General features: G+C 63.0%; 26 protein-coding genes. 17 read left to right on the top strand and 9 right to left on the bottom strand.

All coding sequences use genetic code 11. The annotated features are described in order from the left end of the window. Positions 1 to 57: 57 nt before the first annotated feature. Together choX and EB230_RS23945 are read left to right on the top strand one after the other, a co-directional pair. The gene (choX, locus tag EB230_RS23950; protein WP_172374068.1) at positions 58 to 996 is read left to right on the top strand and encodes a choline ABC transporter substrate-binding protein; all 939 of its coding nucleotides are present in this window, start codon (positions 58 to 60) and stop codon (positions 994 to 996) included. Further along, entirely contained in the window at positions 993 to 1,823 is an 831-nt protein-coding gene (locus EB230_RS23945) for an alpha/beta hydrolase (RefSeq protein WP_056562998.1), read from the top strand. The genes choX and EB230_RS23945 overlap by 4 nt, the downstream gene beginning before the upstream one ends. Here EB230_RS23945 and EB230_RS23940 read toward each other — a convergent pair. Continuing rightward, the gene (locus EB230_RS23940; RefSeq protein WP_172374067.1) at positions 1,820 to 2,602 is read right to left on the bottom strand and encodes an NIPSNAP family protein; all 783 of its coding nucleotides are present in this window, start codon (positions 2,600 to 2,602) and stop codon (positions 1,820 to 1,822) included. The two genes, EB230_RS23945 and EB230_RS23940, sit on opposite strands and share 4 nt — an antisense overlap. A gap of 148 nt (positions 2,603 to 2,750) precedes the next feature. Between EB230_RS23940 and EB230_RS23935 the strand changes: the two genes are divergently transcribed. Both EB230_RS23935 and EB230_RS23930 read left to right on the top strand, forming a co-directional pair. Beyond that, a complete protein-coding gene (locus EB230_RS23935; RefSeq protein ID WP_246738840.1) occupies positions 2,751 to 3,374 on the top strand; it encodes a TetR/AcrR family transcriptional regulator in 624 nt (207 codons plus the stop codon). A gap of 222 nt (positions 3,375 to 3,596) precedes the next feature. Beyond that, positions 3,597 to 4,730, top strand: coding sequence for a metallophosphoesterase (locus EB230_RS23930; protein WP_065004975.1), 1,134 nt, complete (start codon positions 3,597 to 3,599; stop codon positions 4,728 to 4,730). Positions 4,731 to 4,778: 48 nt separating this feature from the next. Here EB230_RS23930 and EB230_RS23925 read toward each other — a convergent pair whose 3' ends face one another. Next, the gene (locus EB230_RS23925; RefSeq protein WP_172374065.1) at positions 4,779 to 4,958 is read right to left on the bottom strand and encodes a CsbD family protein; all 180 of its coding nucleotides are present in this window, start codon (positions 4,956 to 4,958) and stop codon (positions 4,779 to 4,781) included. 146 nt (positions 4,959 to 5,104) lie between these two features. Between EB230_RS23925 and EB230_RS23920 the strand changes: the two genes are divergently transcribed. The 9 genes from EB230_RS23920 (at position 5,105) to EB230_RS23880 (ending at position 10,727) form a co-directional block, all read left to right on the top strand. Beyond that, positions 5,105 to 6,550, top strand: a complete 1,446-nt coding sequence (locus EB230_RS23920; RefSeq protein WP_172374064.1) for a patatin-like phospholipase family protein — start codon at positions 5,105 to 5,107, stop codon at positions 6,548 to 6,550. A gap of 217 nt (positions 6,551 to 6,767) precedes the next feature. Further along, entirely contained in the window at positions 6,768 to 7,436 is a 669-nt protein-coding gene (locus tag EB230_RS23915) for a glutathione S-transferase family protein (protein WP_172374063.1), read from the top strand. Between the two features lie 56 nt (positions 7,437 to 7,492). Then, positions 7,493 to 7,816: a YciI family protein gene (locus EB230_RS23910; RefSeq protein ID WP_172374062.1), complete on the top strand. Its 324-nt coding sequence runs from the start codon at positions 7,493 to 7,495 to the stop codon at positions 7,814 to 7,816. Between the two features lie 450 nt (positions 7,817 to 8,266). Then, a complete protein-coding gene (locus EB230_RS23905) occupies positions 8,267 to 8,476 on the top strand; it encodes a cold-shock protein (RefSeq protein ID WP_010915421.1) in 210 nt (69 codons plus the stop codon). A 354-nt stretch (positions 8,477 to 8,830) separates the two neighbouring features. Next, positions 8,831 to 9,055 (top strand): hypothetical protein, encoded by a 225-nt coding sequence (locus EB230_RS23900; protein WP_056565493.1) that lies wholly within the window; start codon positions 8,831 to 8,833, stop codon positions 9,053 to 9,055. Beyond that, positions 9,055 to 9,462 (top strand): hypothetical protein, encoded by a 408-nt coding sequence (locus tag EB230_RS23895; RefSeq protein WP_056562978.1) that lies wholly within the window; start codon positions 9,055 to 9,057, stop codon positions 9,460 to 9,462. The genes EB230_RS23900 and EB230_RS23895 overlap by 1 nt, the downstream gene beginning before the upstream one ends. Position 9,463: 1 nt before the next feature. Continuing rightward, a complete protein-coding gene (locus tag EB230_RS23890; protein WP_081294695.1) occupies positions 9,464 to 9,628 on the top strand; it encodes a hypothetical protein in 165 nt (54 codons plus the stop codon). 4 nt (positions 9,629 to 9,632) lie between these two features. After that, positions 9,633 to 10,013: a YkgJ family cysteine cluster protein gene (locus EB230_RS23885; RefSeq protein ID WP_081294696.1), complete on the top strand. Its 381-nt coding sequence runs from the start codon at positions 9,633 to 9,635 to the stop codon at positions 10,011 to 10,013. 102 nt (positions 10,014 to 10,115) lie between these two features. Further along, positions 10,116 to 10,727 carry a LysE family translocator gene (locus EB230_RS23880; protein ID WP_056562976.1) on the top strand — a complete coding sequence of 204 codons (612 nt, stop codon included), beginning with the start codon at positions 10,116 to 10,118 and terminating at the stop codon, positions 10,725 to 10,727. A gap of 65 nt (positions 10,728 to 10,792) precedes the next feature. On the opposite strand, the gene EB230_RS23875 is transcribed toward EB230_RS23880, so the two are convergent. The 7 genes from EB230_RS23875 to EB230_RS23845 all read right to left on the bottom strand — a co-directional run bounded on the left by EB230_RS23875 (position 10,793) and on the right by EB230_RS23845 (position 17,581). Further along, positions 10,793 to 11,233, bottom strand: coding sequence for a TadE/TadG family type IV pilus assembly protein (locus tag EB230_RS23875; RefSeq protein ID WP_065004976.1), 441 nt, complete (start codon positions 11,231 to 11,233; stop codon positions 10,793 to 10,795). After that, complete coding sequence (locus tag EB230_RS23870) at positions 11,230 to 11,835, bottom strand: TadE/TadG family type IV pilus assembly protein (protein ID WP_155772382.1); 606 nt, start codon at positions 11,833 to 11,835, stop codon at positions 11,230 to 11,232. Before EB230_RS23870 ends, EB230_RS23875 begins: the two co-directional genes overlap by 4 nt. After that, positions 11,832 to 13,904 carry a TadE/TadG family type IV pilus assembly protein gene (locus tag EB230_RS23865; protein ID WP_244493883.1) on the bottom strand — a complete coding sequence of 691 codons (2,073 nt, stop codon included), beginning with the start codon at positions 13,902 to 13,904 and terminating at the stop codon, positions 11,832 to 11,834. Before EB230_RS23865 ends, EB230_RS23870 begins: the two co-directional genes overlap by 4 nt. A gap of 347 nt (positions 13,905 to 14,251) precedes the next feature. Further along, positions 14,252 to 14,536 (bottom strand): hypothetical protein, encoded by a 285-nt coding sequence (locus tag EB230_RS23860; RefSeq protein WP_172374061.1) that lies wholly within the window; start codon positions 14,534 to 14,536, stop codon positions 14,252 to 14,254. Between the two features lie 196 nt (positions 14,537 to 14,732). Then, positions 14,733 to 16,388, bottom strand: coding sequence for a chaperonin GroEL (groL, locus tag EB230_RS23855; RefSeq protein WP_065004977.1), 1,656 nt, complete (start codon positions 16,386 to 16,388; stop codon positions 14,733 to 14,735). A gap of 62 nt (positions 16,389 to 16,450) precedes the next feature. Further along, complete coding sequence (gene groES / locus EB230_RS23850; protein ID WP_010915433.1) at positions 16,451 to 16,747, bottom strand: co-chaperone GroES; 297 nt, start codon at positions 16,745 to 16,747, stop codon at positions 16,451 to 16,453. 207 nt (positions 16,748 to 16,954) lie between these two features. After that, complete coding sequence (locus EB230_RS23845; RefSeq protein ID WP_172374060.1) at positions 16,955 to 17,581, bottom strand: TetR/AcrR family transcriptional regulator; 627 nt, start codon at positions 17,579 to 17,581, stop codon at positions 16,955 to 16,957. Between the two features lie 125 nt (positions 17,582 to 17,706). Here EB230_RS23845 and EB230_RS23840 point away from each other — a divergent pair, with 125 nt between their 5' ends. From EB230_RS23840 to EB230_RS23825, 4 genes are all read left to right on the top strand, one after another. Continuing rightward, positions 17,707 to 18,891, top strand: a complete 1,185-nt coding sequence (locus EB230_RS23840; RefSeq protein WP_172374059.1) for an MFS transporter — start codon at positions 17,707 to 17,709, stop codon at positions 18,889 to 18,891. Positions 18,892 to 18,902: 11 nt separating this feature from the next. Then, positions 18,903 to 20,180: a D-arabinono-1,4-lactone oxidase gene (locus EB230_RS23835; protein WP_172374058.1), complete on the top strand. Its 1,278-nt coding sequence runs from the start codon at positions 18,903 to 18,905 to the stop codon at positions 20,178 to 20,180. Next, on the top strand, positions 20,177 to 21,322 hold the full coding sequence (locus EB230_RS23830; RefSeq protein WP_056562960.1) for a DSD1 family PLP-dependent enzyme: 1,146 nt from the start codon (positions 20,177 to 20,179) through the stop codon (positions 21,320 to 21,322). The genes EB230_RS23835 and EB230_RS23830 overlap by 4 nt, the downstream gene beginning before the upstream one ends. Positions 21,323 to 21,510: 188 nt before the next feature. Continuing rightward, complete coding sequence (locus tag EB230_RS23825) at positions 21,511 to 22,446, top strand: helix-turn-helix domain-containing GNAT family N-acetyltransferase (protein WP_056562957.1); 936 nt, start codon at positions 21,511 to 21,513, stop codon at positions 22,444 to 22,446. The last annotated feature ends 5 nt before the right edge of the window (positions 22,447 to 22,451 follow it).

Genomic DNA, 22,451 nt, shown 5'->3' with positions numbered 1-22,451 from the left:
GACCAATGGGACAATAAAAAGACCAGCCGGTCAATTTAGGACAAGAGGAGAACCGAAATGTTGCGAGCCCTTGCAAATGGCGTGTGCCTTGCCGCTTTGGTGCTGGCGTCTCAAGCGGCCCGGGCGGCAGAGGCAGAAGAGTGCAAGACCGTTCGCATGGCCGAGCCTGGCTGGAACGATCTCGCCTTCACCACAGGAGTGGCCAACGTCCTGCTGCATGCGCTGGGTTATCAGTCGCAGAGCGAAGTGCTCGGCATCAACGTCATCTACGAGGGCATGAAAAACAGGGATCTCGACCTGTTCTTGGGTTACTGGGATCCGGCGATGGTCACCTATTACGAGCCCTACAAAAAGGACGGCTCGATCGAGAATGTCCGCGTCAATCTTGTCGGCGCCAAATACACCTTCGCCGTACCGACTTATGTCTGGGAGGCCGGGGTCAAGGACGTTTCCGACCTGCACAAATTCGCCGACAAGTTCGGCAAGAAAATGTACGGCATCGAACCCGGATCCAATCAATTGATGATGGACGCCATCGCCGATCCGGCCTTCGGCCTTGACGGCTGGCACGTGGTCGAGTCGAGCGAAGCGGGTATGCTCTCGGAGGTCGGCTATGAGATCAAGGAGAAGCAGTTCATCGTCTTTCAGGGCTGGGCCCCGCATCCGATGAACACCATGTACGATTTCAAATATCTGACCGGTGGCGACAAGTTCTTTGGCCCGAACTTCGGCGCCGCGACGGTGACGACGCAGGTGCGCAAGGGCTATCTGCAGCAATGCCCCAATGTCGCGCAGTTCCTGAAGAATCTCGCCTTCGACATTGATTTCGAGAATGTCGGCATGGGCTACCTGATCAATGACGGCATGAAGCCGGAGGACGGGGCACTGAAGGCGATCACGCTGAACAAGGACCGCCTCGACGCCTGGCTCGCCGGCGTCACCACCTTCGACGGCAAGCCCGGCCTTGCCCCGGTCAAGGAGAAGCTCGGCCTGTGACGGCGGTCGAACCGAAGGCGACACCGGCCGCGGAGCAGGACTCCTGGGCCGGTCGCAAGCAATTCGTCAATCCCGGCGGCCTCGAGATCGCCTACGTCGAGATATCGGGCGCCGAGCCGGCGCTGGTTCTGGTGCATGGCTTCACCGACACCAGCCGCAGCTTTTCGCTGCTGGCGCCGCACCTGGCCGGCCGGCGGCTGATCATGCCCGACCTGCGCGGCCATGGCGCTTCGCCAGCGGGCAAGGGTTGCGGCATTACCGACTTCGCCGATGATATTGCGGGCCTGATCCGGCATTTGCGGCTCCATCGGCCCGTTGTGGTCGGCCATTCGCTGGGCGCCATGGTGGCCGTCGCTCTGGCTGCGCGATACGCCGAGCTCCCAGGGGGGTTGGTGGTCATGGCAGGCACGTTGAAGCCCGATTTCGCACACGATCATCCGCTTGTCGCGGGTGTTCAGGCCCTGCGTGACCCGATATCGCCGGCCGATCCGTTCTATGACTGGTGGCATGCCTGCCGGCCCGATGTACCCCAGCCGTTCCTAGCCGGCCTGGCGAAAGACGCATCGGCGATGCCCGCGGCGCGCTGGCGCGCCATTCTGGAAGAGATATGCCCGGCCGACCTGACCAGCGCGGCACAGGCAGTGCGGACCCGAACGCTGATCATCGCCGGCGCGTGCGACCCGCTGTTCGGCGAGGCGCACCAGGAGGCGCTGTTGCGCAGCCTGGCGGGGGCAAGACTCCTGCGTGCCGAAGCGTGTGGCCACAACCCGCATTGGGAGGATCCGGCCTTTGTCGCCGGGGCCATCATCGAGGCATTGGGAGCCTAGAGGCTCGGCCCGACCAACGACCGCGAAGTAGGCGACAGCCGCAAAGTCTCCGTTGGCTTGGTCAGGTCGAGCTCGGCCGCCTGCCAGAAGGCCCGCCAGTTCGGCGACGCGGCCAAGGCGGCTTCATGGCGGGCATGCGCCTCGCTGCCGTGGAAGCCGGTTACGGAAATGAAAACGTTTTCGCTCGTCCGCACCGGCAGGCGCGGAAAGCTGTTTTCGGCATGCTCCGTGACAAAAGCGGCGAGGAGGCGGACGCCTGGCGCCTTCATCATCGGTACCGCCTCGGCCTTGAAGCGGCTGGCGAAGTCGGTCTCCGCCCCTGGTCGCAGATGATGAATCCGGATGGCAACAATGCCAGCCAGGGGCTTGTTTTGAATCGGCTTTTCGCCCGTTGTCGAGGCGGCGCGCTGCGTGCCCGAAAGGTCGAAGGCGGCGCCCGGCCACGCCGGCTTCAGCAGCAACACGTCGTCGGAATCGATCATCGTCGCATTGGCCACGTCACGATGTGCCGCCCAGACCGACCCGCCGTAAAAGGTGGCCAGGGCCTCCTTGCGGGTGTCCATGCTTTCGAAGCCGCGCAGCCAGACGAACATGTCGGGACGGTCCAGGTCGCGAAACTGGCCGATGATGGTCATGCCAGTCGCCTCCTGGCTCTCGACGAACTCCCGGTCGAAAAGAGCAATCAGCGTTTCACGCCGCCCTGGCTTCAATGTGTATTGCCTCAACTCGACGATGGGCGAGGCGAGCACTTTCACGGGAAGGTCGAGGCGCGGATTCATCGGCAGTCTCCATAAACAGGATGATCATCCTGTTTATAAACAGACCGGTTGTCCTGTTTTGTCAACATGCTATGGTCCGGCAATGTCAGCAGAAATGACCACCCGATCAGGCCCCCGGCCTGGAAAGCGCGTCAACGACCCGGAGGGCATGCGCAGAAAAGTCCTCGATGTGGCCGAGGTCGTGTTTCAGGCACGCGGCTATCATGCTTCCAGCCTGGGTGACCTGATGGCGACGGCAGGGGTCAGCGGCGGCGCGTTGCATCACCATTTCCCGACCAAGAAGGCGCTTGCCCTGGCAGTGATCGAGGAGCGCGTGGCGGCGGCGGTCGAGCAGACATGGATCGCGCCGGTCAAGGCGGCGGCTTCGGCGCGCGACGGGGTGCGGGCCGTGTTTGAGGCCGTGGCGGCGGAACTGGACCAGCAGGGTTTCGTGCGGGGCTGTCCGCTCAACAATCTGGCGCACGAACTGTCGCTTGCCGATCCCGATCTGCGCGCTGCCCTTGCCGGCATTTTTGCGGCATGGCGTCAGGCGATCGCCGACAAGGTCAGCGCCGACCAGCGGGAGGGCAAGGAGCAGGGCACCGATCCCCAGCATTTTGCCGCACTTGCCATCGCCACCTATTCCGGCGCCATGTCGATGGCCAAGACGGCGCAGGACGCCGGCCCGTTGCGCGACTGCCTTGCGGCTTTGGAGCGCGGCGCCTCCCAGGTCGCACCGTCGCCGGGCGGGAGGCGACGTAGCAGGGTGCTGCGGCGGCATGGCACCATCTAAGGCGGGTGCACCGCTTCGCGGCGATGGACTGGCAAGCGCAACACTTGCAGACAGCAGAACCGCCAATGCCATGCCGGCAAGCGCGTTCTTCACGCCACCAGTTTCTTGAGGATGCAAGCGCAGGTAGAAGTGGCGGACGTTCATTGCGATGTCGATGCTCAAGGCAAGTGGCGATACTGCCGAAACTGGACGGACGGACGCCGCTTGTGCTGAAATTCCGGCATGATGACTCGCCATTCCCCTGTATTGCTTTCACGACGCGGCTTTCTGGTGCAGGCCGCGGGTCTTGCCGCGGCCGGCGCGCTTTCACGCCCGGCGCTCAGCCAGACCGGGCAGCGCATCCAGCCCATCGACGCCACCTTCCTGTTCATCGCCGATGTCCATGCCTGCCGCATGGCAAGCGGCCTGAGCCCCAACTGCCTGCAGGAAGGCAAGACCGACGCCGCGCTGTTGCGCAATGTCGCGGCACTGAATGCCATTGGCGACAAGGACTGGCCGGACGAGATCGATGGCGTCGCCACCCGCTTGCGTTCAGCGGGCCGCCGGATCGGCATGCCGTTCGGCCTTGTCATCGGCGGTGACATCACCGACGACGGCGGCGGCCAGATCACCCAGCCGAGCGAGGGTACGCAGCTGCTTCAATTCAGCCAGCGCTACAGCCAAGGGGTCGGCCCGGATCGCGTTCACATGCCGGTCTATATCGGGCTCGGCAACCACGATCTCGACCAGAACGGTCCGCCGCACCATGTCGACTGGTACCGGCGCGAACTGCGTGACTATGTCGAAGTCAACCATCGCGCCGGCGTGTTCTTCAAGCCGCCCGTGCCGGCCACCGACTACGATGTCGAGACTGACTGCTATTCGTGGGATTGGGGTGGCCTGCATCTCGTCCAGACGCATCGTTTCGCCGGCGATACCGGCCATGGTGCCGATAGCAGCCTGCCATGGCTCAAGCAGGATCTGGCGACCTACGCGGCGGATGGCCGTCCCGTCATCCTGTTCCAGCACTATGGCTGGGACACATTTTCGACGGAGCGGTGGGATCCCGCCAAGCGGACCTATGACGATGACGGCGCCGGTGCGCCGCACTGGTGGGGCGAGGCCGACAGACAGGCGCTGGTGGCAGTGCTGAAGGGGTACAATGTCATTGCCATCTTCCACGGCCATCAGCACGAGACCTCGCTGATCTACCGTCGTGACGGGCTCAACCTGTTCAAGCCAAAGGCTGCCTATATGGGAGGTTTCGCTCTGGCCAGGGTGACCAGCGATGGCATGGACGTGGTGCTGGGCGAGGCGACCGACGACCACGGCGAGATCGCTTTCACCAACGCTTTCAGCAAGGGCTGGAGCACATGAAAAAGGCGGCCCCGGGCCGCCGCCTTTCCCGACCTTCCCGATGCGGAATCAAAACGCCTTCCTGACCTTGTCCTTCACGTCGCCATAGGCCTTCTGCACCTTGCCCGCGACCTTGTCGGCCATGCCTTCGGCCTGGGCCTGCCAGTTGCCGGTGGCCTTGCCGGCTGCTTGCTTGATCGAGCCCTTGACCTGCCTGGCCATGCCGGCGACCTGATCCCTGTTCACCATTTCGCATCTCCTGGGATTTCGGGATTTTCACTCGCGAAAGGCAAACGAGCCAGCCCTGCTTAGGTTCCAGACAACTGGTTGCCTCTGGCGAGGCAATGCGGCTACCGTCTGCGCGGGACCAGCCTACGGGCCGCCGGGGGAGTTCTATGCGTTTTCTGTTTCGCCTTGCCTTGGCGGTCGCTGTCTCCCTGCTGGTGGCAGGTTGCATTGCCGACGATGTCGGTCCGATCAATCTCCTGACATCTGAAGCAGGCCACCCTTCACCGACCTTCATCCCTGATCCGGGCGACGATGGTTCGACCGTGGTCGGCCTCGCCTTTTCCGGCGGGGGCACCAGGGCGGCTGCCTTCTCCTATGGCGTGCTGCGGGCCCTGGACGACATCGTCATCGACGAGCGGCCATATCGCCGTACGCTGGTAGACGACATCAGGATGATTTCCGGAGCGTCCGGCGGCGCCATCGCGGCGGCCTATTTCGGCTACAAGGGCAAGGACGGCTACCAGGATTTTCGCCAGCGCTTCCTGATCCAGGACGCGGAAGCCGATCTCAGGACATCGGTGTCGCCGGTCAATCTCGTGCGCGCCTATTATGGCGGCGTCAATGACCGCAGCGGCTTCGCCAAATGGCTGAACGACCATCTTTTCGATGGCGCGACCTTCGAGGCATTCCGCAAGCCGGACCGGCCGATCGTCTGGGTCAACGCGTCCGATATCTACAACCGTACGCCGTTCATGTTCACCTACGACACCTTCGCGGCGCTGTGCAGCGACCTCGACAAGGTGCGGCTGGCCGATGCGGTTGCCGCCTCCGCCGCCGTGCCCATCGTCTTCGCCCCGATCGTGGTCGCCGCCACCAAGCCCGATTGCGGCTACCGCAAGCCGTTGTGGCTGAGCCGGGCGCTTGCCGACCGCAATGCCTCGCTCAGGCTGAAGGCCTACGCCAGCGCGCTCGATTCCTACCAGAACGCCGATCCGCTCGACTATGTGAAGCTGCTCGACGGCGGCTTGACCGACAATATCGGCGTCACCGGCTTTTCGCTCGAGCGCTCGGCCGCCGGCACGCCCTATGGGCCGCTGTCGCCTTCGGCAGCCGTCCGCCTGACGACGCTGATCTTCATCGTCGCCGATGCGGGCAGCAACAGGGATGTGAGTTGGGCGAAATCACTCCATGGACCAAAGGCCTCGGAGCTGCTCGACGCCGTGACCAGCACCACGCTTTCTTCCTCGGTGCGCGACGAATTCGATGCCCTGACCCTGGCCGTCTCGCAGTGGAAGGAGGAGTTGGTGCGCTACCGCTGCGCCTTGCCGGCCTCGACGGTGGCCGCCTATCGAGGCTCGACGGGCGGCTGGAATTGCCGCGACGTCCGGCTTGTGGTGCAGCACCTGTCTTTCGCCGACCTCGATCCGGCGGCGCAAATCAGGCTCAACGCAATACCGACAAGGCTGAAGCTGCCGGTCGAAGAGGTCGATCTCACTATAGAAGCCGGACGTGAGGCGCTGCGCGTCAATGCCGATATTGCCAGCGCCGTCGCCGCGATCCGCGCCCGCGCCGGTGTTTCGCCTGGGGCGCAATTGGCTGCACAGGCAAACTGAGTTCATCACCGGGTGAAGGCCGCAAGGCTGCCGACACGCTTTGCTGCCAGTGCACTCCGTGCTGGAGCAGTTCATCGTTTCACGGAAACGCCGAACTGCTCTAACTCTTTGTTTGGACGCAATTCCCAAGGGAAAGCGCTATGCGCTTTTCCCGGGAAAACCGTTACACACCTTTCCTGGAATTGCTCTAGAGTGATGAAAATTGGGGGAAATCGCCTTGGCTGAATTCACGCTCTACATCGGCAACAAATGCTTCTCCTCCTGGTCGCTCAGGCCATGGGTGGCGATGAAGCATCTGGAGATCCCGTTCGAGGAGAGCTTCGTGCGCCTGCGGACGCCCGAGACCTTTGCCAATCTTGCCAAGGTTTCGCCTACCGGACAGGTCCCCGTCTTGGAACACAAGCCGTCGCAGGGCGGGGACAGGGTCGTCTGGGAAACCCTTGCCATTCTTGAATATCTTGCCGACCTGTTTCCGGACAGAGGGCTCTGGCCCGACGATATCGGCGCCCGGGCCTTGGCCCGCTCGGTGGCCACCGAGATGCATTCCGGCTTTCGCGAGGTTCGTTATGGCTGGCCGATGAATCTGCGCCGCCCCAAGGGCCACAAGCCGCTCGACGCCGAAGGGGAAGTGCAGCGCGCCCGCATCGAGGCCATCTGGCGCACGTGTCGCGAAAAATACGGCAAGGGCGGACCCTTCCTGTTCGGCCATTTCACCGCGGCCGATGCCATGTACGCGCCGGTCGCCACCCGCTTCGACACCTATGGCGGCGAACTCGCGCCCGACACCAGGGCCTATGTCGACGCCGTGCTGGCCACGCCGGCGATGCGGCACTGGTACGCGGAAGCGGCCAAGGAGCCCTGGCCGGAACCGGGGCCGGACGAATAGGTCAATCGAGGCGCTAAGCACCGATGGCCGATTGACGGGGTTTTGGAGGAGGACCGATGTCCAGCAACGGCGGACCGCTCACGGTGCCATTGATCTTTCACTGCCGGCTGATCCCGCCTCGACCGGATTTCGCCTTCACCATGACCGAGGAAGAAAAGGAACTGATGGGACGGCATGCCGACTATCTGCGCGGCAAGCTTCGCGAGGGTACCATGGTCGTGGCTGGCCCGGTCGCCGACCCGGCCGGCCCCTGGGGCCTGTTGATCCTGCGTGTCGGGAGCGAAGTCGAGGCGAGAGCCGTGATCGATGGTGATCCGGTATCGCGTTCTGGCCGCGGTTTCCACTACGAGATCCTGCCGCTGATCAGTGCCATTATATAGCCCGCCTCGCGGCCCGGCTTCGGCCTCCTGGCAAATACAAGAACTGGCACATACAAGAACGCCTCTCGCACCTGTTATCGTGCGGGAGGCGTCCTTTTGTCAGCTTTCCCGAGATTGCTCTCTAAAATGCTGACACGGTTGAAATGCGTCGGCATGGAATTGGTTCCGGGCGTGTGCGTTTTTTTGGGGGACCTTTGTCTGTCGGCCGTTTCGCCAGTTGAGGCTTCGAGTTAGAGCAATCGCGGGTTGAATGCTGGCCGATGGAAAACCAGAAATTGACTCGCCGGCAAAAGAAGCCTATAAGAAATATGTCGATATTTGTTTGACTGACTTTTGTTATCCGCGCATGCATGCGCGCTTTTGACGAACTTCCCCATCAAAAATCGAGACAAAAATCGTTGTGCATTCGCACCGCGATTAACGAATATTTGCCATGGAAAGGGTTCGTTTATGAGCACCGGCACAGTTAAATGGTTCAACGCCACCAAAGGTTTTGGTTTTATTCAGCCTGACGACGGCTCGGCCGACGTTTTTGTCCACATCTCGGCCGTAGAGCGTGCCGGCATGCGCGACATCGTCGAGGGCCAGAAGCTCGGCTACGAGATGGTCCGCGACAACAAGTCGGGCAAGATGTCCGCCGACCAGTTGAAGGCGGCCTGAAGAAAGAATTCAGCCCTCCCGGTGACCACGGATGTACTGGCACCGGTGATGGGCGAATTTAGGCGCATGGCCTTGGAAACCTGAGTTTCCAAGGCCATGCGCATGAAGGAGTGTTCCTGTGCATCCATCTGGATGTGCGGTACTCCTGGGGAGGTCAGGCGGTGCCTGGCCTTTTTCATTTTACGCCTGTTGCCGCCGAAAATGCGCTGCGCGTCGGGCTGAACGTGCTATGGAACGCCTCAGCAATTTGAATCCGCTGCCCTATTGCCCCAATGCCGTGTTGCTTCGTGCGTGGCCCTGACCGAAGAGCCGGTCTCGTCCTATCGGCACCAGGCTCCTGACAGGAGAAAGATCTTGACCGCCCATTCGAAGACCGCCGATCCGGCGGTGTCGCTGTTCAGCAGGACGCAAACCCAGTCAATGTCGCTCAACCGCATCATGTCCGAACGCGATGCCGTAAGCGAGGCGCGGGAAGCCAAGACCGCCCGTTTGCGCGAGCTGCGCCTCGAAAAGGAAGCCGACGAGATGGCGGCGGCGGCAGCACTCGCGGTGCAGCCGAAACGAGCCGGAAAACGCTGATGGCCACCAAGCGCGTACCGCCGACGCCGATCGCGGCCGATGCGACCATTGCCGACATGGTCGAAACCCTGGACAAGCCGGTCGAATACGTCCGGCGCGTGCTGGAAAAACTCGAACGCTGCAAGCGCGCCCATGGCGACGCCCAGGTACGCGTAGGCGTGCGCGGCCGTGCCGAAGCCCCGAACTACCTGATCGAATATGTCCGCGAGGACAAAAAGACCCAGGAGCGGGTGACCTACCAGGATGCCGCCTACAGCGGCAGCACGCATCGTGAACTGGCGCCGCATCACATAGCGGAAGCCAGGAACTGGTCGCCCGAGGAAATGAACATCACGGCGGTTTCGGCGCTGATCGGCCGCTTGCGCAATCCGCGCGCACCATCATCGCGTTTCGCCGACGAGGACTGACATGGCCATTAAATTTTCCGCCAAGGATCAGCCGGCAACGCCGGCTCCCGCTGCAAAGCCGGCCAAGCCGGTTGCCGCGAAAGCCAGCGAAGCTGGCGAAGCCGCGACCGATCTGTTCAAGTCGCCCGCTGAAGCGCCGGCGCGCAAGACAGGCAAGAAGAAATAGCGCCTTGCCGCAGGACGCCGATCGCAATTCTGCCACGCCAGGGCTGTTCGCCCTGGTCGCTGCCGCGAGACTTTCGTCGTCGCGACGCGAAACCGCTTCTGTCTTCGATTGTCAGAGCTGTGGCGCGTGCTGTTCATATTCAGCCGAATGGCCGCGCTTTTCGACCGAGGATGACGCGCAGCTCGACCGCATCCCTGAGCAATATGTAGCGGCCGACCTGTCGGGCATGCGCTGCGAGGGCGTGCGCTGTTCGGCCTTGTCGGGCGAAATCGGCAAGTCGACCGCATGCGGCATCTACGAATTGCGTCCGGATGTCTGTCGCGCCTGCATGCCTGGCGACGCGGAATGCCTGATGGCGCGCCGGGCGATCGGATTGCCGGTGTAACTACCGATCTACCCAAACGGGGATTGCGCAAATCGCCTCCGCTTGTGCGGCGCCCGTTGGCCCGGTACGTTCCCGGCCGGGCAGGGCCGTGGAGGAACCATCGTGAGCATCGAATTCCTGTTGACGTCGCTGATCGTCGTGGCTTCGCCCGGCACCGGCGTTCTCTACACGCTGAGCGCCGGACTTTCGCGCGGTGCGCGGGCCTCGATCATTGCGGCCTTCGGCTGCACGCTCGGCATCATCCCGCACATGGCGGCCGCCATCACCGGGCTTGCGGCGTTGCTGCACACCAGCGCGGTTGCTTTCGAAACGCTGAAATATCTAGGCGTCGCCTATCTCATCTACATGGCTTGGAACACGCTGAAGGAGAAGGGCGGCTTGAGCGTCGAGGACAATGTCGCGCCGCGCTCGGCCGGCAAGGTGATCGCCACCGGCATCCTGGTCAACGTGCTCAATCCGAAGCTGTCGATCTTCTTCTTCGCCTTCCTGCCGCAATTCGTCAGCACCACTGAGCCCAACGCGCTGTCGAGGATGCTGGAACTCAGCGCCGTCTTCATGCTTCTGACCTTCGTGGTTTTCGTCGGCTACGGCATCTTCGCCGCCTCGATCCGCAGCCATGTCGTGTCGCGGCCGATGGTGCTGACCTGGATGCGCAGGACGTTCGCGGGCGCCTTTGTCATGCTCGGCGCCAAGCTGGCCCTTGCCGATCGCTAGCTCCAGGCCCTTGTTCCCATGCGTGCCGCCCTCTCAAAACCGAGATCGCTTATAGGCGCACTGCATCAGGCGCCCTGATTTGGGAAGCAAGCCTTGGCGCTGAGGTCGGGGCCATTCGCCAGCGAGGTGAGGAAGGCCGGCAGCACGGTCGCGAACGTGTAGGAGACCTGGACGCTCGAAAAGCCGGACAGACCCGAGCAGGTGGTGTTGTTGCTGACGGTGATGTTGGCCGTGCTCAGGACAATGCCGTCGGCTGCCGCCCTGTCGCTGATATAGCTGATGGCGCTGGCGGCGTTGTAAGCGCCGTTCTGCGTGCATCCGCTCTGCAGCACGCCGACGCAACGCGCCCCCGCGGCGGCGATCTCATTCAGCACGTGCTGCGCCCAGTACATGCGACCGAACTCGAACGTGCCCATCAACACCATCAGCAACGGCACCGACAGCAGCGCGAACTCGACGGCGTTGGCGCCGGATCTGTCGCGCAGGAACGACCGAGAGCGGCTCATTGCGGCTGCACCACCGAGTTGACGGTGATATTGCCGTTGGTGACGATGCCGAAGCCGCCAAAAAGCGGCGTGTAGGGCTTGCTGGCCGCGATCGTCACGAATTTTCCGGCGATCCCGCCGGCACTGCAGATGCTGGCGCATGCGACCGGAGCGCTCCAGGCGACAGTCCCGGAATTGCCCGGGCAGTAGCAGAGATCCGCATTCGCGGCCGTGCCGCTCTGGGTCGCCTTGGACGTGCTGGCGTCATACGCGATCGTCGGGCCGTTGTTGATGACGACCTGAATGTTGCCGGCATTGCCGCTCAGGCCGCTCGTTACCACCGTGGCGATGTTGCCGGCCAGCGCGCTGCCGCCGGAGGAGTTGACCTTGTCGCCATTGAGCAGCGCATAGTTCGAACCGGCCGAGACCGCCGAGCTCAGTTCGAACTTGGCCTTCAGTGAGCCGCCTATGTCGACGGTTCCCGCCAGGATCACGAGCAGCACCGGAGTAACGAGCGCGAACTCGACCGCCGATACGCCTGCTTTCTGACGCCGAAGGAAGTCCGTGAATGAATGAGCGATGCCGGCGAGCAGGCTGAGGCCAAGGCGTGACGGATTTCTCATTGCACGAGGCTCACCTTGCTGCTGGCACTGGTGCTCGGGGCGGCGATGCATTCCGAAGCGGCCGCGGTGCCGCCTGATAGCGTGATGCGCGAGCCGATCATCTGCAGGCACTTGCTCGAGTCGGTCTTCGATCCCAGCACGCTCGAGCCGCCATTCATGACGATCGGGCCATAGGGAAAATAGAATGCACCTGATATCTGGGCGTTGGAGCCGCCTTCGGCGAATGTCGCGCCGCCGGTGTTTGTGGTCGCCGTCGGACCGATAACCGCCAGCTTCGCCGTTGCTCCCGACTGCGGTGCGGTGAGCACGATGTTGCTGTAGCCGGCGGCGACGCAGAAGACATAGCCGTTGCAACTTCCCGAACTGGACTTTGCCTTGCCCGACAGCACAAGCGTCACACTGGCGCCGCTGACGCTGATGGTGCTGCCGTTGCAGTTGGCGCTGCCGCCGCCATTGCCGCCAAGCGCGAAATAGCCGTCCACGGTATAGACGCCGGCGCCAAGCAGGATGGCGCCCGAGCCGATGAAGTTGCCTGAGATGTCGTGTTGTGCCGCGGCGCTGACGACAAAGCAGCTGCCGCCGCCACCGCCATTCACATTGCCGACGACCTGGAAGACGCTGCTCGCGCCGGTCGCATCGGCCATGATCGTGGTGGACCCGCCGCCGATCGTGATGGCATCGCCGTTGCTGCCGGGGCCGATCTTGTAGGAATTGGTCGTACCCGAGCCGAAGACGAGTGTCGAGCCGCCGGTGTTGGTATAGCCGCCGGGCAGTTCGAAAACGCTCGGTCCGCCAAAGGTCAAGGTGGAGGTATTGCAGATGCTGACCTGCCCGGAGCCGCTGCAGGCGGTGTCGCTGCGGCCAATCTTGAAAGTGCCGGCGCCAAAGGTTGTGGTGGCACCGCCGCCGGTGGTCAACCCCTTGGTGAAGTTGAAAGTGCCGGCACCAAAGGTCGTTGTTCCACCGGTGGTCACCTGCTTGCCGAAATTGTAAGTGCCGGTCTTGAAAGTGGTCGTTCCCGCCGTCGTCAGGGTCTTGGTGAAATTGTAGATTCCGGGACCGAAATTCGTCGTGGCGCTGGTGGTGAAATCGCCGGCGAAATTATAGGTGGTCGTTGCCGCACCGTTCAGGGCGAAGTTCAGGTTGATGCCGCCGCCAATAGTGACGGTCCCCAGATTGATGGTCGTTTTGCTGCCACAACTGAACGTCCAGGTCGGCTGCGACCAGGACGCGGTACAGCCAGCGGCAGCAGCAGCGTTCATCGTCGCGGTCTGGTCCCACGCGAAGTCGATGTTGGTGCCGGTCGTATTGGTCGGAGCGGAAGGGGCGGTCGTCGCCGACAGTGCGGCCACGGTTGAAAAGCGGGCCACGGCGGCCGTGACCGCGGCATTGCCGGCCAGCGGGTCGGGAGTCGATTTCTTGGTGATCACCGCGGCCGCCCCGTTTGGGCCGGTGATGCCATTGCAGGGCTGGCTTGGAGCCGCGGCGGAATTGTAGTTGACGCCGATTGCCGAAATGCTGGTGCCGCAAGGGACGGTCACGGTGTTGTTGGAGGAGACGGTGCATTTCGGCGCCGAGATCGAGGTGCCGCCGCTCAGCGTCACGCCGGTCTGCGTGCCGTCAAGCGCGAGCATGCATCCGGGTGTCTGTGGTTGAGCGCCGACCTCGGCCACCGAATTGGCGTAGATCTGCAACTGCTGGCGATCGTTCAGGACGCGTGCCAGGAACAGGGTCCTGTAAGTGTTGATCGACACCGAAACGGCGTTGACGCCGGTTGTCCTGGGGGAGGCAACCAGGCTGACCTGGACATTGGCGGCGTCGACGCCGTTAAGCACCGCGACGCCGACAGCTGTGGCAGTCATCTGGTCGGTGGACTTGTTGGCATTGTAGGCGAGCGCGCCCGCATAGGCCGAGAGGTCGGCAACGCGCTGATTGTCGGCCTGCTGGACCAGCGCGGCGCCATATTCGGTCACCAGCGCCGCCATGCCGATCAAGACCGGCATCACCAGTGCCGAAATGATCAGGATGTTGCCGTCGCGGTTCCACAAAAATCGCCGGAAAAAATGCATCGCTGGTTACCCGACACCACACGCTCGAGCGACTTCGCCTTGCGCTTGCCCTTTGGTAATCGCGAATGTGTTAAAAAATATTGTCCGACAGTTTTTGCCGGACCACGGAAATTTGATGGAAGTGACTGATTTTATTGATGAAAAAGACAGATAAATAGTCAACCGTTCTCATTGATGGCAGGTGTGGCCGCGCAAGGCGGCGCATCTTCGCCATCACGCCATGCCGCGGATTGTCGTGTCGCACCCCTGATGCGGCGAGCAGCGCGGCTTCGCCGATCGGCTTCCACGTATTTGTTGTGGCCCGGTTCCTGATACACGCACTCGGATGATCGAAGCGGCGGCGGCTATCACGGCACGTCGCTGAACGACATTTTAAGCGCCAGCGCCGCACCCGAGGCTCGCTCTATTTCCATTTCCCGGGCGGCAAGGACCAACTGGTCGTCGAGGTGACGCACGCCAGCGTGGCCGAGGTGACGGAGCGCTTGGGCGCTCAACTGGCCCCGGAAAATAATCCGGCGGTCGCGGTCCACCACATCTATCAGTCCGTGGCCCGGATGCTGGAGGACGATGAGTTTTCGCTTGGCTGCCCGATCGCGCCGGCCAGGCCAACCGCACAACAAAAAGGGCGGCATCGCTGCCGCCCCTTTCCGCATACATACGCCAGGTAGGCTGGATTAGAAGTCCATGCCGCCACTCAAGCCCGCAAGCGGGCTTGAGCAATGTTAGTTGATGGGCGTGCTTTATGGACTTCTTAGAAGTCCATGCCGCCACTCAAGCCCGCAAGCGGGCTTGAGCAATGTTAGTTGATGGGCGTGCTTTATGGACTTCTTAGAAGTCCATGCCGCCCATGCCGCCCATGCCGCCGCCGCCCATGCCGCCAGGCATGCCGCCGCCAGCCGACTCCTTCTTCGGAGCCTCCGCGATCATGGCTTCGGTGGTGACGAGCAGGCCGGCGACCGAAGCCGCGTCCTGGAGAGCGGTACGCACGACCTTGACCGGGTCGACGATGCCCATGGCGATCATGTCGCCATACTCGCCCGACTGGGCGTTGTAGCCGAAGGTCGCGCCCTTGTTCTCAAGGATCTTGCCGGCAACGATCGAAGCTTCCGCACCGGCGTTCGAGGCGATCTGGCGGGCCGGAGCCTGCAGCGCGCGACGCACGATGTTGATGCCAGCAGCCTGGTCGGCATTGGCGCCGGTAGCCTTGATGTTGGCCGAAGCGCGCAGCAGGGCCACGCCACCGCCGGCGACGATGCCTTCTTCCACGGCCGCGCGGGTCGCGTTCAGGGCGTCATCAACGCGGTCCTTCTTTTCCTTGACTTCCACTTCCGTCGCACCGCCGACGCGGATCACCGCAACGCCGCCCGCCAGCTTGGCGAGACGTTCCTGCAGCTTCTCCTTGTCATAGTCCGAGGTGGTCTCTTCGATCTGCTGCTTGATCTGGGCAACGCGGCCCTGGATCTCGGCCTTCTTGCCGGCGCCGTCGACGATGGTGGTGTTCTCCTTGGAGATCGACACCTTCTTGGCGCGGCCGAGCATGTTGAGGCCGACATTCTCGAGCTTGATGCCGAGGTCTTCCGAGATGACCTGGCCACCGGTGAGGATGGCGATGTCTTCCAGCATGGCCTTGCGGCGATCACCGAAGCCCGGCGCCTTGACGGCGGCGATCTTCAGGCCGCCACGCAGCTTGTTGACGACGAGCGTGGCCAGAGCCTCGCCTTCGACGTCTTCCGAGATGATGAGCAGCGGCTTCGAGGTCTGCACGACGGCTTCGAGAACCGGCAGCATGGCCTGCAGGTTGGAGAGCTTCTTCTCGTGGAGCAGGATGTAGGCGTCCTCGAGATCGGCAACCATCTTGTCCGCGTTGGTGACGAAGTAGGGCGAGAGATAGCCGCGGTCGAACTGCATGCCTTCGACGACTTCGAGTTCGGTCTCGGCGGTCTTGGCCTCCTCGACGGTGATGACGCCTTCGTTGCCGACCTTCTGCATCGCTTCCGCGATCATCTTGCCGACCGACTCGTCGCCGTTCGCCGAGATCGTGCCGACCTGGGCAACTTCCTCGGAGGTCTTGATCTTCTTGGCAGCCTTGCCGAGAGCCGCGACGACTTCGGTGACGGCGAGATCGATGCCGCGCTTCAGGTCCATCGGGTTCATGCCGGCGGCAACCGCCTTGTGGCCTTCCTGGACGATCGACTGCGCCAGAACGGTCGCGGTCGTGGTGCCGTCGCCGGCGATGTCGTTGGTCTTCGAGGCGACCTCACGGACCATCTGCGCGCCCATGTTCTCGAACTTGTCCTCAAGCTCGATTTCCTTGGCGACGGTGACGCCGTCCTTGGTGATGCGCGGGGCGCCGAACGACTTGTCGATGACGACGTTGCGGCCCTTGGGGCCGAGGGTCACCTTCACCGCGTCGGCGAGGATGTTGACGCCGCGCAGCATGCGCTCGCGGGCATCACGGGAGAATTTTACGTCTTTGGCAGCCATTTTTAAGCTCCTGGCAGGGGCTTGGGGTAAGCCCGGAATTCAGTTGACGGTGAGGCCGATAATCAGCCGATGATGCCCATGATGTCGGATTCCTTCATGATCAGAAGGTCTTCGCCATTGAGCTTGACTTCGGTGCCCGACCACTTGCCGAACAGGATGCGGTCGCCGGCCTTGACGTCCAGGGGCACCAGCTTGCCGCTTTCGTCGCGGGCGCCGGAGCCGACGGCGATGATCTCGCCTTCCTGCGGCTTTTCCTTCGCCGTATCCGGGATGATGATCCCGCCGGCGGTCTTGGATTCGGATTCGACCCGGCGAACGACCACGCGGTCATGAAGCGGGCGGAACTTCGACTTTGCCATTTTTTCTTCCTCGAATGAGAACGGTGAGAAACAGTTCCTCCGTCCGGCGAAGCCGGACATACGGTTAGCACTCACCAATGGCGAGTGCTAACGTGGCGCTGAAATAGGCTGACGGCCTGCGAGAGTCAAGGCGCACGGGAAGGGGCAATCACGGGAATTTTTTCTGGCGCTGACCGGCGGTGCCGAAAAATCCCGGTCGCCGCTCCGCTAAAGAAACAGCCGCAACTGGGTGTGGATGATCGACCGGTAATCCTCGATGGTGCGGCGGCTTTCCGCTTCGCCCTCCGCAAGTGCCAGGCGCACCACGCCGCCGGCGAGCTGGAAGATCAACAGAACGATGCGTTCGAACTGCTCGTGCTTCGGCGGCTCGATCAAGCCGATGACATGGTCGCAGAACATCCTGGCCTGGCGCCGAGTTTCGGCGATGTCGAGATTCTTGAGCGCCTTGTCGGCCTGGATGGCGTTCTGCAGATCCTGGATGGCTGGGTCGCCGGCGACGCGGCTCAGATAATCGTCAAGCAGGCGGTCGGCCGCGACGATGACGTCCTTGGCTTCGCGGATATCGGCGATGATATCAGCCAGTCGCGCGCGGCTTACCTCCGAAAACCGCTCATAGAGCATCGCCAGGATCGCCGACTTGTTGGGGAAGTAGTGGTAGACGGTGGCGATCGGCCCGCCCGCCAGCATGCCGACCTCCTTCATGGTGACGGCATCGATGCCCTTCTCGCCGATCAGCTTCATGGTTGTCGACAGGATGGCGTCGATGCGCTCGCGGCTGCGCTCCTGCTTCGGCTGGCGCCTCGGTTCGGTCGCTGTTCGCCTTGCTTGTGTCATGCACCGGTCTTTCGCTCGAACTGCCAAATTCTGGTTGAGAAGAAATATGATCAAGTATCAGGTCTTGAAAATGCTGACAGAGTGTCAGCTTTTTTGCCGTGCGGCAAGGACGTTGGGAGGCGCCTTTGACATCTGGTGACCTGCATACCGGAAGCGGCGACTGGCTGGTCGGCAACCCAACCGGCAGGCAGCTTGCCTCCGCCCTGTGGATCGGATCGGTCGGTCTGCTCATTCTCGGTATGCAGCCGGTTTTGCTCGGCGCCCTCTACACAGAGGGCCATGTCAGCGGCGATGAACTGGCACTGGTCGCCACCGCCGAGCTGATCGCCATCGCGATCGGTTCGGCGATCGTTGCGACGCTGCTCTCGGCCCGCAACATGCGCTGGAAAAGTGCGGCGCTTCTGCTCCTGCTGGCGCTGGCGAATGTCTGGACCGCCTATGCCGCCGGCGCCAACATGTTGATGGCGGCCCGCGCCGTGGCCGGCCTTGCCGAAGGCGGCCTTGTCGCGGTCGCCACCGAACTGATCGCCCGCTCGCGCCGGGCCGAGCGCATCGGCGGCTATTTCGTCACCATGCAGACGCTGGCGCAATGCCCTCTTGCCCTGCTGCTGGCGCTCTATGTCATTCCAGCGGCCGGGTCGGTCGGCGGCTTCCTCGCTCTGGCGGTCGTCTGCATCCTGTCGCTGGTGGTCGCCTTCACGGTTCCCGCCGACTATGCCGACCTGCCCAAGGACGAGGATCTGGCCAATGTGCTGACGGTTCCTTCGATCACGGCGTTGTTGTGCATCTTCTGCTACTTCATGTTCTTCGGCTCGATATGGGCCTTTCTGGAGCCGCTTGGCGCCCAATTCGGCGTCGACGGCCGCACCGTTGGCCTGATCGTCTCGGCCAGCCTGGCGATGCAGGTCCTGGGCGCGATGACCGCGACCGTGTTCGAGGCCCGCATCGACTATCGCCTTGCCATAGCGGCAATTGGCACCGTCGCACTTGTCGCCTCGCTGATCCTCGCCAGCGGACCTGGTCTCCCGATCTTCTGGGTCGCCGCCCTGGTCATGGGTTTTATTCTCCTGTTCATCGTGCCCTATCAGATCAGGCTGACGATCACGGCGGACGAGACACGCACGGCCGTGCTCTTGGTGCCGGCCGCGCAGCTCCTCGGTCTGGCGATCGGGCCGGTCGCGGCGTCGCTGCTCATCGACGGCAAGGATTTTCGCCCGGTTCCGGAATTCGCTGTCGGCAGTGCCCTGGCCAGCGTGCTGCTGCTTGGCCTGTTCGTCCTTGTCTCGCGGCGCCGCCGCGCGGTTGCCTGATCGGGGGTAATATGTCCAGCTGGAGCAACTGGTCGGGCTATGTCACCGCCGAACCGCGGCTGATCGCCAGCCCCGCCGATGCCGGTGAAGTTGGTGATCTCATTCGCACCGCACCCGGCCCGATCCGCGTCGTCGGTGCCGGTCACTCCTTTACCCCGCTGGTGAAATCGCAAGGCACCATCCTGTCCCTGGAGAAACTGGAGGGGTTGGTCTCGCACGACGCTGAAAAGCATCAGGCGCGTGTGCGGGCGGGGACGCGGCTTGGTTCGCTCATGCACATCCTGCAGGATATCGGCCAGGGCCTGCCCAATATGGGCGACATCGACCGACAGGCGATAGGCGGGGCGCTCGGGACCGCTACCCATGGTTCGGGACCGACGCTCGGCGCCTATCACACGCAATTGGAGACGGTGCAGATCGTCGACGGCCTTGGCAATGTTCGTGAATTCACCAGGGCAGGGGATCAAGACACGATCCACGCCATCGGCGTCTCGCTCGGTGCCTTCGGGATCATGAGCGAAGTGACGCTGAACAACATTGCGACCTACCGGCTGCGCCGCCGCAAATGGGTGCTGCCGGTCGCCGACATGCTGCGCGATTTCGAAACGATGATGACCGCGCATCGGTCGGCCGAATTCTACTACATCCCGTTCTCCGGCTATGCGCAGTTCATCGCCAGCGACTTGAGCGACGCGGCGACCAGCGCGCGCCCGACCGAGGATGACGAGGCCGGACTGAGGACACTGCGCCGGCTGCGCACCGGGCTCGCCAGGCTGCCGTCGCTGCGCCGCCGGCTGATCCAGGGTGCCGTCGCCGGGGTGCGGGCCGAGGACTATGTGCAGGACTGGCTCAATGTCTATGCCAGCGACCGGCAGACCAAATTCAACGAGATGGAATATCACCTTCCGTTCGAGGAAGGACCGAAGGCGCTGGCCGAAATCATCGAGTTGACCGAGAAGCGCTTTCCCGAGGTCTATTTCCCGATGGAGGTGCGCAGCGTCGCGGCTGATCAGTTCTGGCTCTCGCCCTTCTACGACAGGCCGACCTGCTCGATCGCCATCCACCATGACGCGGCGAACGATCCGTTGCCGTTCATGCAGGCGGCCGAGCCGGTCTTGCGCAGATATGGCGGCAGGCCGCACTGGGGCAAGATGCACAGCCTGAAGGCGGCGGACTTCAGGAAGCTCTATCCGCGCTGGGACGATGCCATGGCGGTGCGCCGCGACATCGATCCGCAAAACCGTTTCGTCTCGCCCTACATGGCCGGCTTGTTCGGCATCGAACCATGAGCGCCTATTTCGCCAATCTTTCGCAGGCGCTGGAGCAGGCCGGTATTTTCCAGCCCTGTCTGGTGCTGGATCGCGACCGGCTGGACGGCAACATCGCCCTGGTGAAGGCCAGGCTTGATCCCGGCCTTGCCGTGCGGCTGGTCGACAAGTCGCTCGCTTGCCTGCCGCTGCTTTCGCATATCGGCAAGACGCTTGGAACCGATCGCTTCATGACCTTCCATCCGCCGATCAGCGCGGCGGTGCTGAGCGCGTTCCCGCATGCGGATCTGCTGTACGGCAAGCCGATGCCGGTCAGCGCGGCGAGAGCGGCGCTGGTGAAGGGCGACGCCGACTGGTCGCGTGTCTGCTGGCTGATCGACAGCGACGAAAGACTGGCGGAATATGGCGCGCTGACCGCCGAGCTCGCTATCGAACTGCGTATCGCCTTCGAGATCGATGTCGGCCTGCATCGCGGCGGGTTTGCCACATCGGAGGCCTTGTCGCGGGCATTGAAGATGCTGCCGGCCCACAAAGGGCTGCGCTGCGAAGGCGTCATGGCCTATGAGGCGCACGCACCGCACATTCCCGGCCTGTTCGGCGGGCCGGGCAGGGCGTTGGCGCGGGCCTCGGAGCAGGCCGCCGATTTTTTGGCGCGCCTGGGCGCCGACCAGCGAAGCATCCTCAACATTGGCGGCAGCAAGACCGCGCTGCTTCATCACCGCGGCATTGCCAATGAGGTGTCGATGGGCTCGGCCTTCGTGCTGCCCGGCGATTTCGACACGCCCGGTCTCGAAGGTTTCCAACCGGCGGCTTTCATCGCGACGCCGATCCTGAAAGTGGTCGAACCAATGCTGCCAGGCCCGCCCGCCGTCTCCCGCCTCTTGCAGGCGCTTGGCCGGTTTCCGCGCAAGGGCTGCTATCTCTATGGCGGCAAGTGGATGGCCGAGCCGGTATTTCCCGAAGGCATGAAGACGAACGGTTTGCTCGGCCTGTCCTCCAACCAGCAATTCATGGGCCTGCCGGCCGACGCTGCTGTGATGCCCGGCGACCATGCGTTCCTGCGGCCGACGCAAAGCGAGGCCGTGCTGCAGCAATTCGGGCCGATCGCCGTGCTTTCCGGCGGCAGGATCGTTGATCGCTGGCCGGTGTTGCCGATGATGTGAGGGGCGCCACTGCGGTCATGATTGGCGCTCCGGCCCCCCCGCGATGTCCTCATTCTAGGGCGGACCAAGGAGCGAAGCGACGCGCGCAGACCCTAGAATGACGAAGTTGTGAGGTTGTATTGCTTCAATCATTTTATTGACTAAGTCAACTAATTGGTCGATCCTTTCCATGACAGGAGAACCATCCCATGACCGTCCACAACCTCCCCAACAAGCACCTGATCGACGCGGTGCGGGCTTTCAACCGCTTCTACACCCGCCAGATCGGCCTGCTCGACGAAGGGCTGCTGAAAAGCGCCTTCTCCCTGACCGAGGCGCGTGTGCTCTACGAACTGGCGCACCGCGACGGCCTGACCGCGACCGACCTCGGGCGCGACCTCGGTCTCGATGCCGGCTATGTCAGCCGTCTGCTGAAGAAGTTCGAGCGCCTTCACCTCATCTCCAGGTCGACGGTGGTTTCGGACGCCAGGCAATCGTCGATTGCGCTGACCGCGGCGGGCAGGAATGCCTTCGCGCCGCTGAACAAGGATTCGCACGACCAGGTCGCGGCGCTGCTCGATCGGCTGCCCGCGTCGGAGCAGGACCGGCTGGTGAAGTCCATGCGGACGGTCCAGGCTCTGCTGGGTGAAAGCGCAGAGCCAAGGATCCCTTATCTGTTGCGCCCGCTGCAGGTCGGCGACATCGGCTGGATCACCCGCCGGCAAGGCATGCTCTACGCACAGGACTATGGCTGGGACGAAACCTATGAGGCGCTGGTTGCCGAAATCCTCGCGGCATTTGTCAAATCCTTCGACCCGAAATGGGAACGAAGCTGGATCGCCGAGCGCGATGGCGAGGTGGTCGGCTCGGTCTTCGTCGTGCGCAAATCGGATCAGGTGGCGAAGCTGCGCCTGCTCTATGTCGAACCTTCGGCCCGTGGTCTCGGCATCGGCAGGCGGCTGGTCGAGGAATGCATCGGCTTTGCTCGTGCGAAGGGCTACAAGACGCTGACCTTGTGGACCAACGATATCCTGATCGCCGCCCGGCACATCTACCAGGCGGTCGGCTTCAAACTGACCGAGGAAGAACCGCACCACTCCTTCGGCAAGGATCTGGTCGGCCAGACCTGGGACTTGGAATTGTGATCTCT

The sequence above is a fragment of the Mesorhizobium sp. NZP2234 genome (assembly GCF_013170765.1).
Classification (GTDB): Bacteria; Pseudomonadota; Alphaproteobacteria; order Rhizobiales; family Rhizobiaceae; genus Mesorhizobium; species Mesorhizobium loti_D.
The sequence above is the reverse complement of the archived record's forward strand: the minus strand, read 5'-3'. Positions and strand labels throughout refer to the sequence as shown.

Coding starts and splice junctions, on each gene's coding strand:
- groL (WP_065004977.1), bottom strand. CDS start 16,388: ATGGCTGCCAAAGACGTAAAATTCTCCCGTGATGCCCGCGAGCGCATG.
- EB230_RS23895 (WP_056562978.1), top strand. CDS start 9,055: ATGGCCACCAAGCGCGTACCGCCGACGCCGATCGCGGCCGATGCGACC.
- EB230_RS23865 (WP_244493883.1), bottom strand. CDS start 13,904: ATGCATTTTTTCCGGCGATTTTTGTGGAACCGCGACGGCAACATCCTG.
- EB230_RS23940 (WP_172374067.1), bottom strand. CDS start 2,602: ATGAATCCGCGCCTCGACCTTCCCGTGAAAGTGCTCGCCTCGCCCATC.
- EB230_RS23890 (WP_081294695.1), top strand. CDS start 9,464: ATGGCCATTAAATTTTCCGCCAAGGATCAGCCGGCAACGCCGGCTCCC.
- EB230_RS23920 (WP_172374064.1), top strand. CDS start 5,105: ATGCGTTTTCTGTTTCGCCTTGCCTTGGCGGTCGCTGTCTCCCTGCTG.
- EB230_RS23830 (WP_056562960.1), top strand. CDS start 20,177: ATGAGCGCCTATTTCGCCAATCTTTCGCAGGCGCTGGAGCAGGCCGGT.
- EB230_RS23870 (WP_155772382.1), bottom strand. CDS start 11,835: ATGAGAAATCCGTCACGCCTTGGCCTCAGCCTGCTCGCCGGCATCGCT.
- EB230_RS23925 (WP_172374065.1), bottom strand. CDS start 4,958: ATGGTGAACAGGGATCAGGTCGCCGGCATGGCCAGGCAGGTCAAGGGC.
- EB230_RS23845 (WP_172374060.1), bottom strand. CDS start 17,581: ATGACACAAGCAAGGCGAACAGCGACCGAACCGAGGCGCCAGCCGAAG.
- EB230_RS23825 (WP_056562957.1), top strand. CDS start 21,511: ATGACCGTCCACAACCTCCCCAACAAGCACCTGATCGACGCGGTGCGG.
- EB230_RS23875 (WP_065004976.1), bottom strand. CDS start 11,233: ATGAGCCGCTCTCGGTCGTTCCTGCGCGACAGATCCGGCGCCAACGCC.
- EB230_RS23835 (WP_172374058.1), top strand. CDS start 18,903: ATGTCCAGCTGGAGCAACTGGTCGGGCTATGTCACCGCCGAACCGCGG.
- EB230_RS23930 (WP_065004975.1), top strand. CDS start 3,597: ATGATGACTCGCCATTCCCCTGTATTGCTTTCACGACGCGGCTTTCTG.
- EB230_RS23860 (WP_172374061.1), bottom strand. CDS start 14,536: ATGCCGCCCTTTTTGTTGTGCGGTTGGCCTGGCCGGCGCGATCGGGCA.
- groES (WP_010915433.1), bottom strand. CDS start 16,747: ATGGCAAAGTCGAAGTTCCGCCCGCTTCATGACCGCGTGGTCGTTCGC.
- EB230_RS23935 (WP_246738840.1), top strand. CDS start 2,751: ATGCGCAGAAAAGTCCTCGATGTGGCCGAGGTCGTGTTTCAGGCACGC.
- EB230_RS23905 (WP_010915421.1), top strand. CDS start 8,267: ATGAGCACCGGCACAGTTAAATGGTTCAACGCCACCAAAGGTTTTGGT.
- EB230_RS23910 (WP_172374062.1), top strand. CDS start 7,493: ATGTCCAGCAACGGCGGACCGCTCACGGTGCCATTGATCTTTCACTGC.
- choX (WP_172374068.1), top strand. CDS start 58: ATGTTGCGAGCCCTTGCAAATGGCGTGTGCCTTGCCGCTTTGGTGCTG.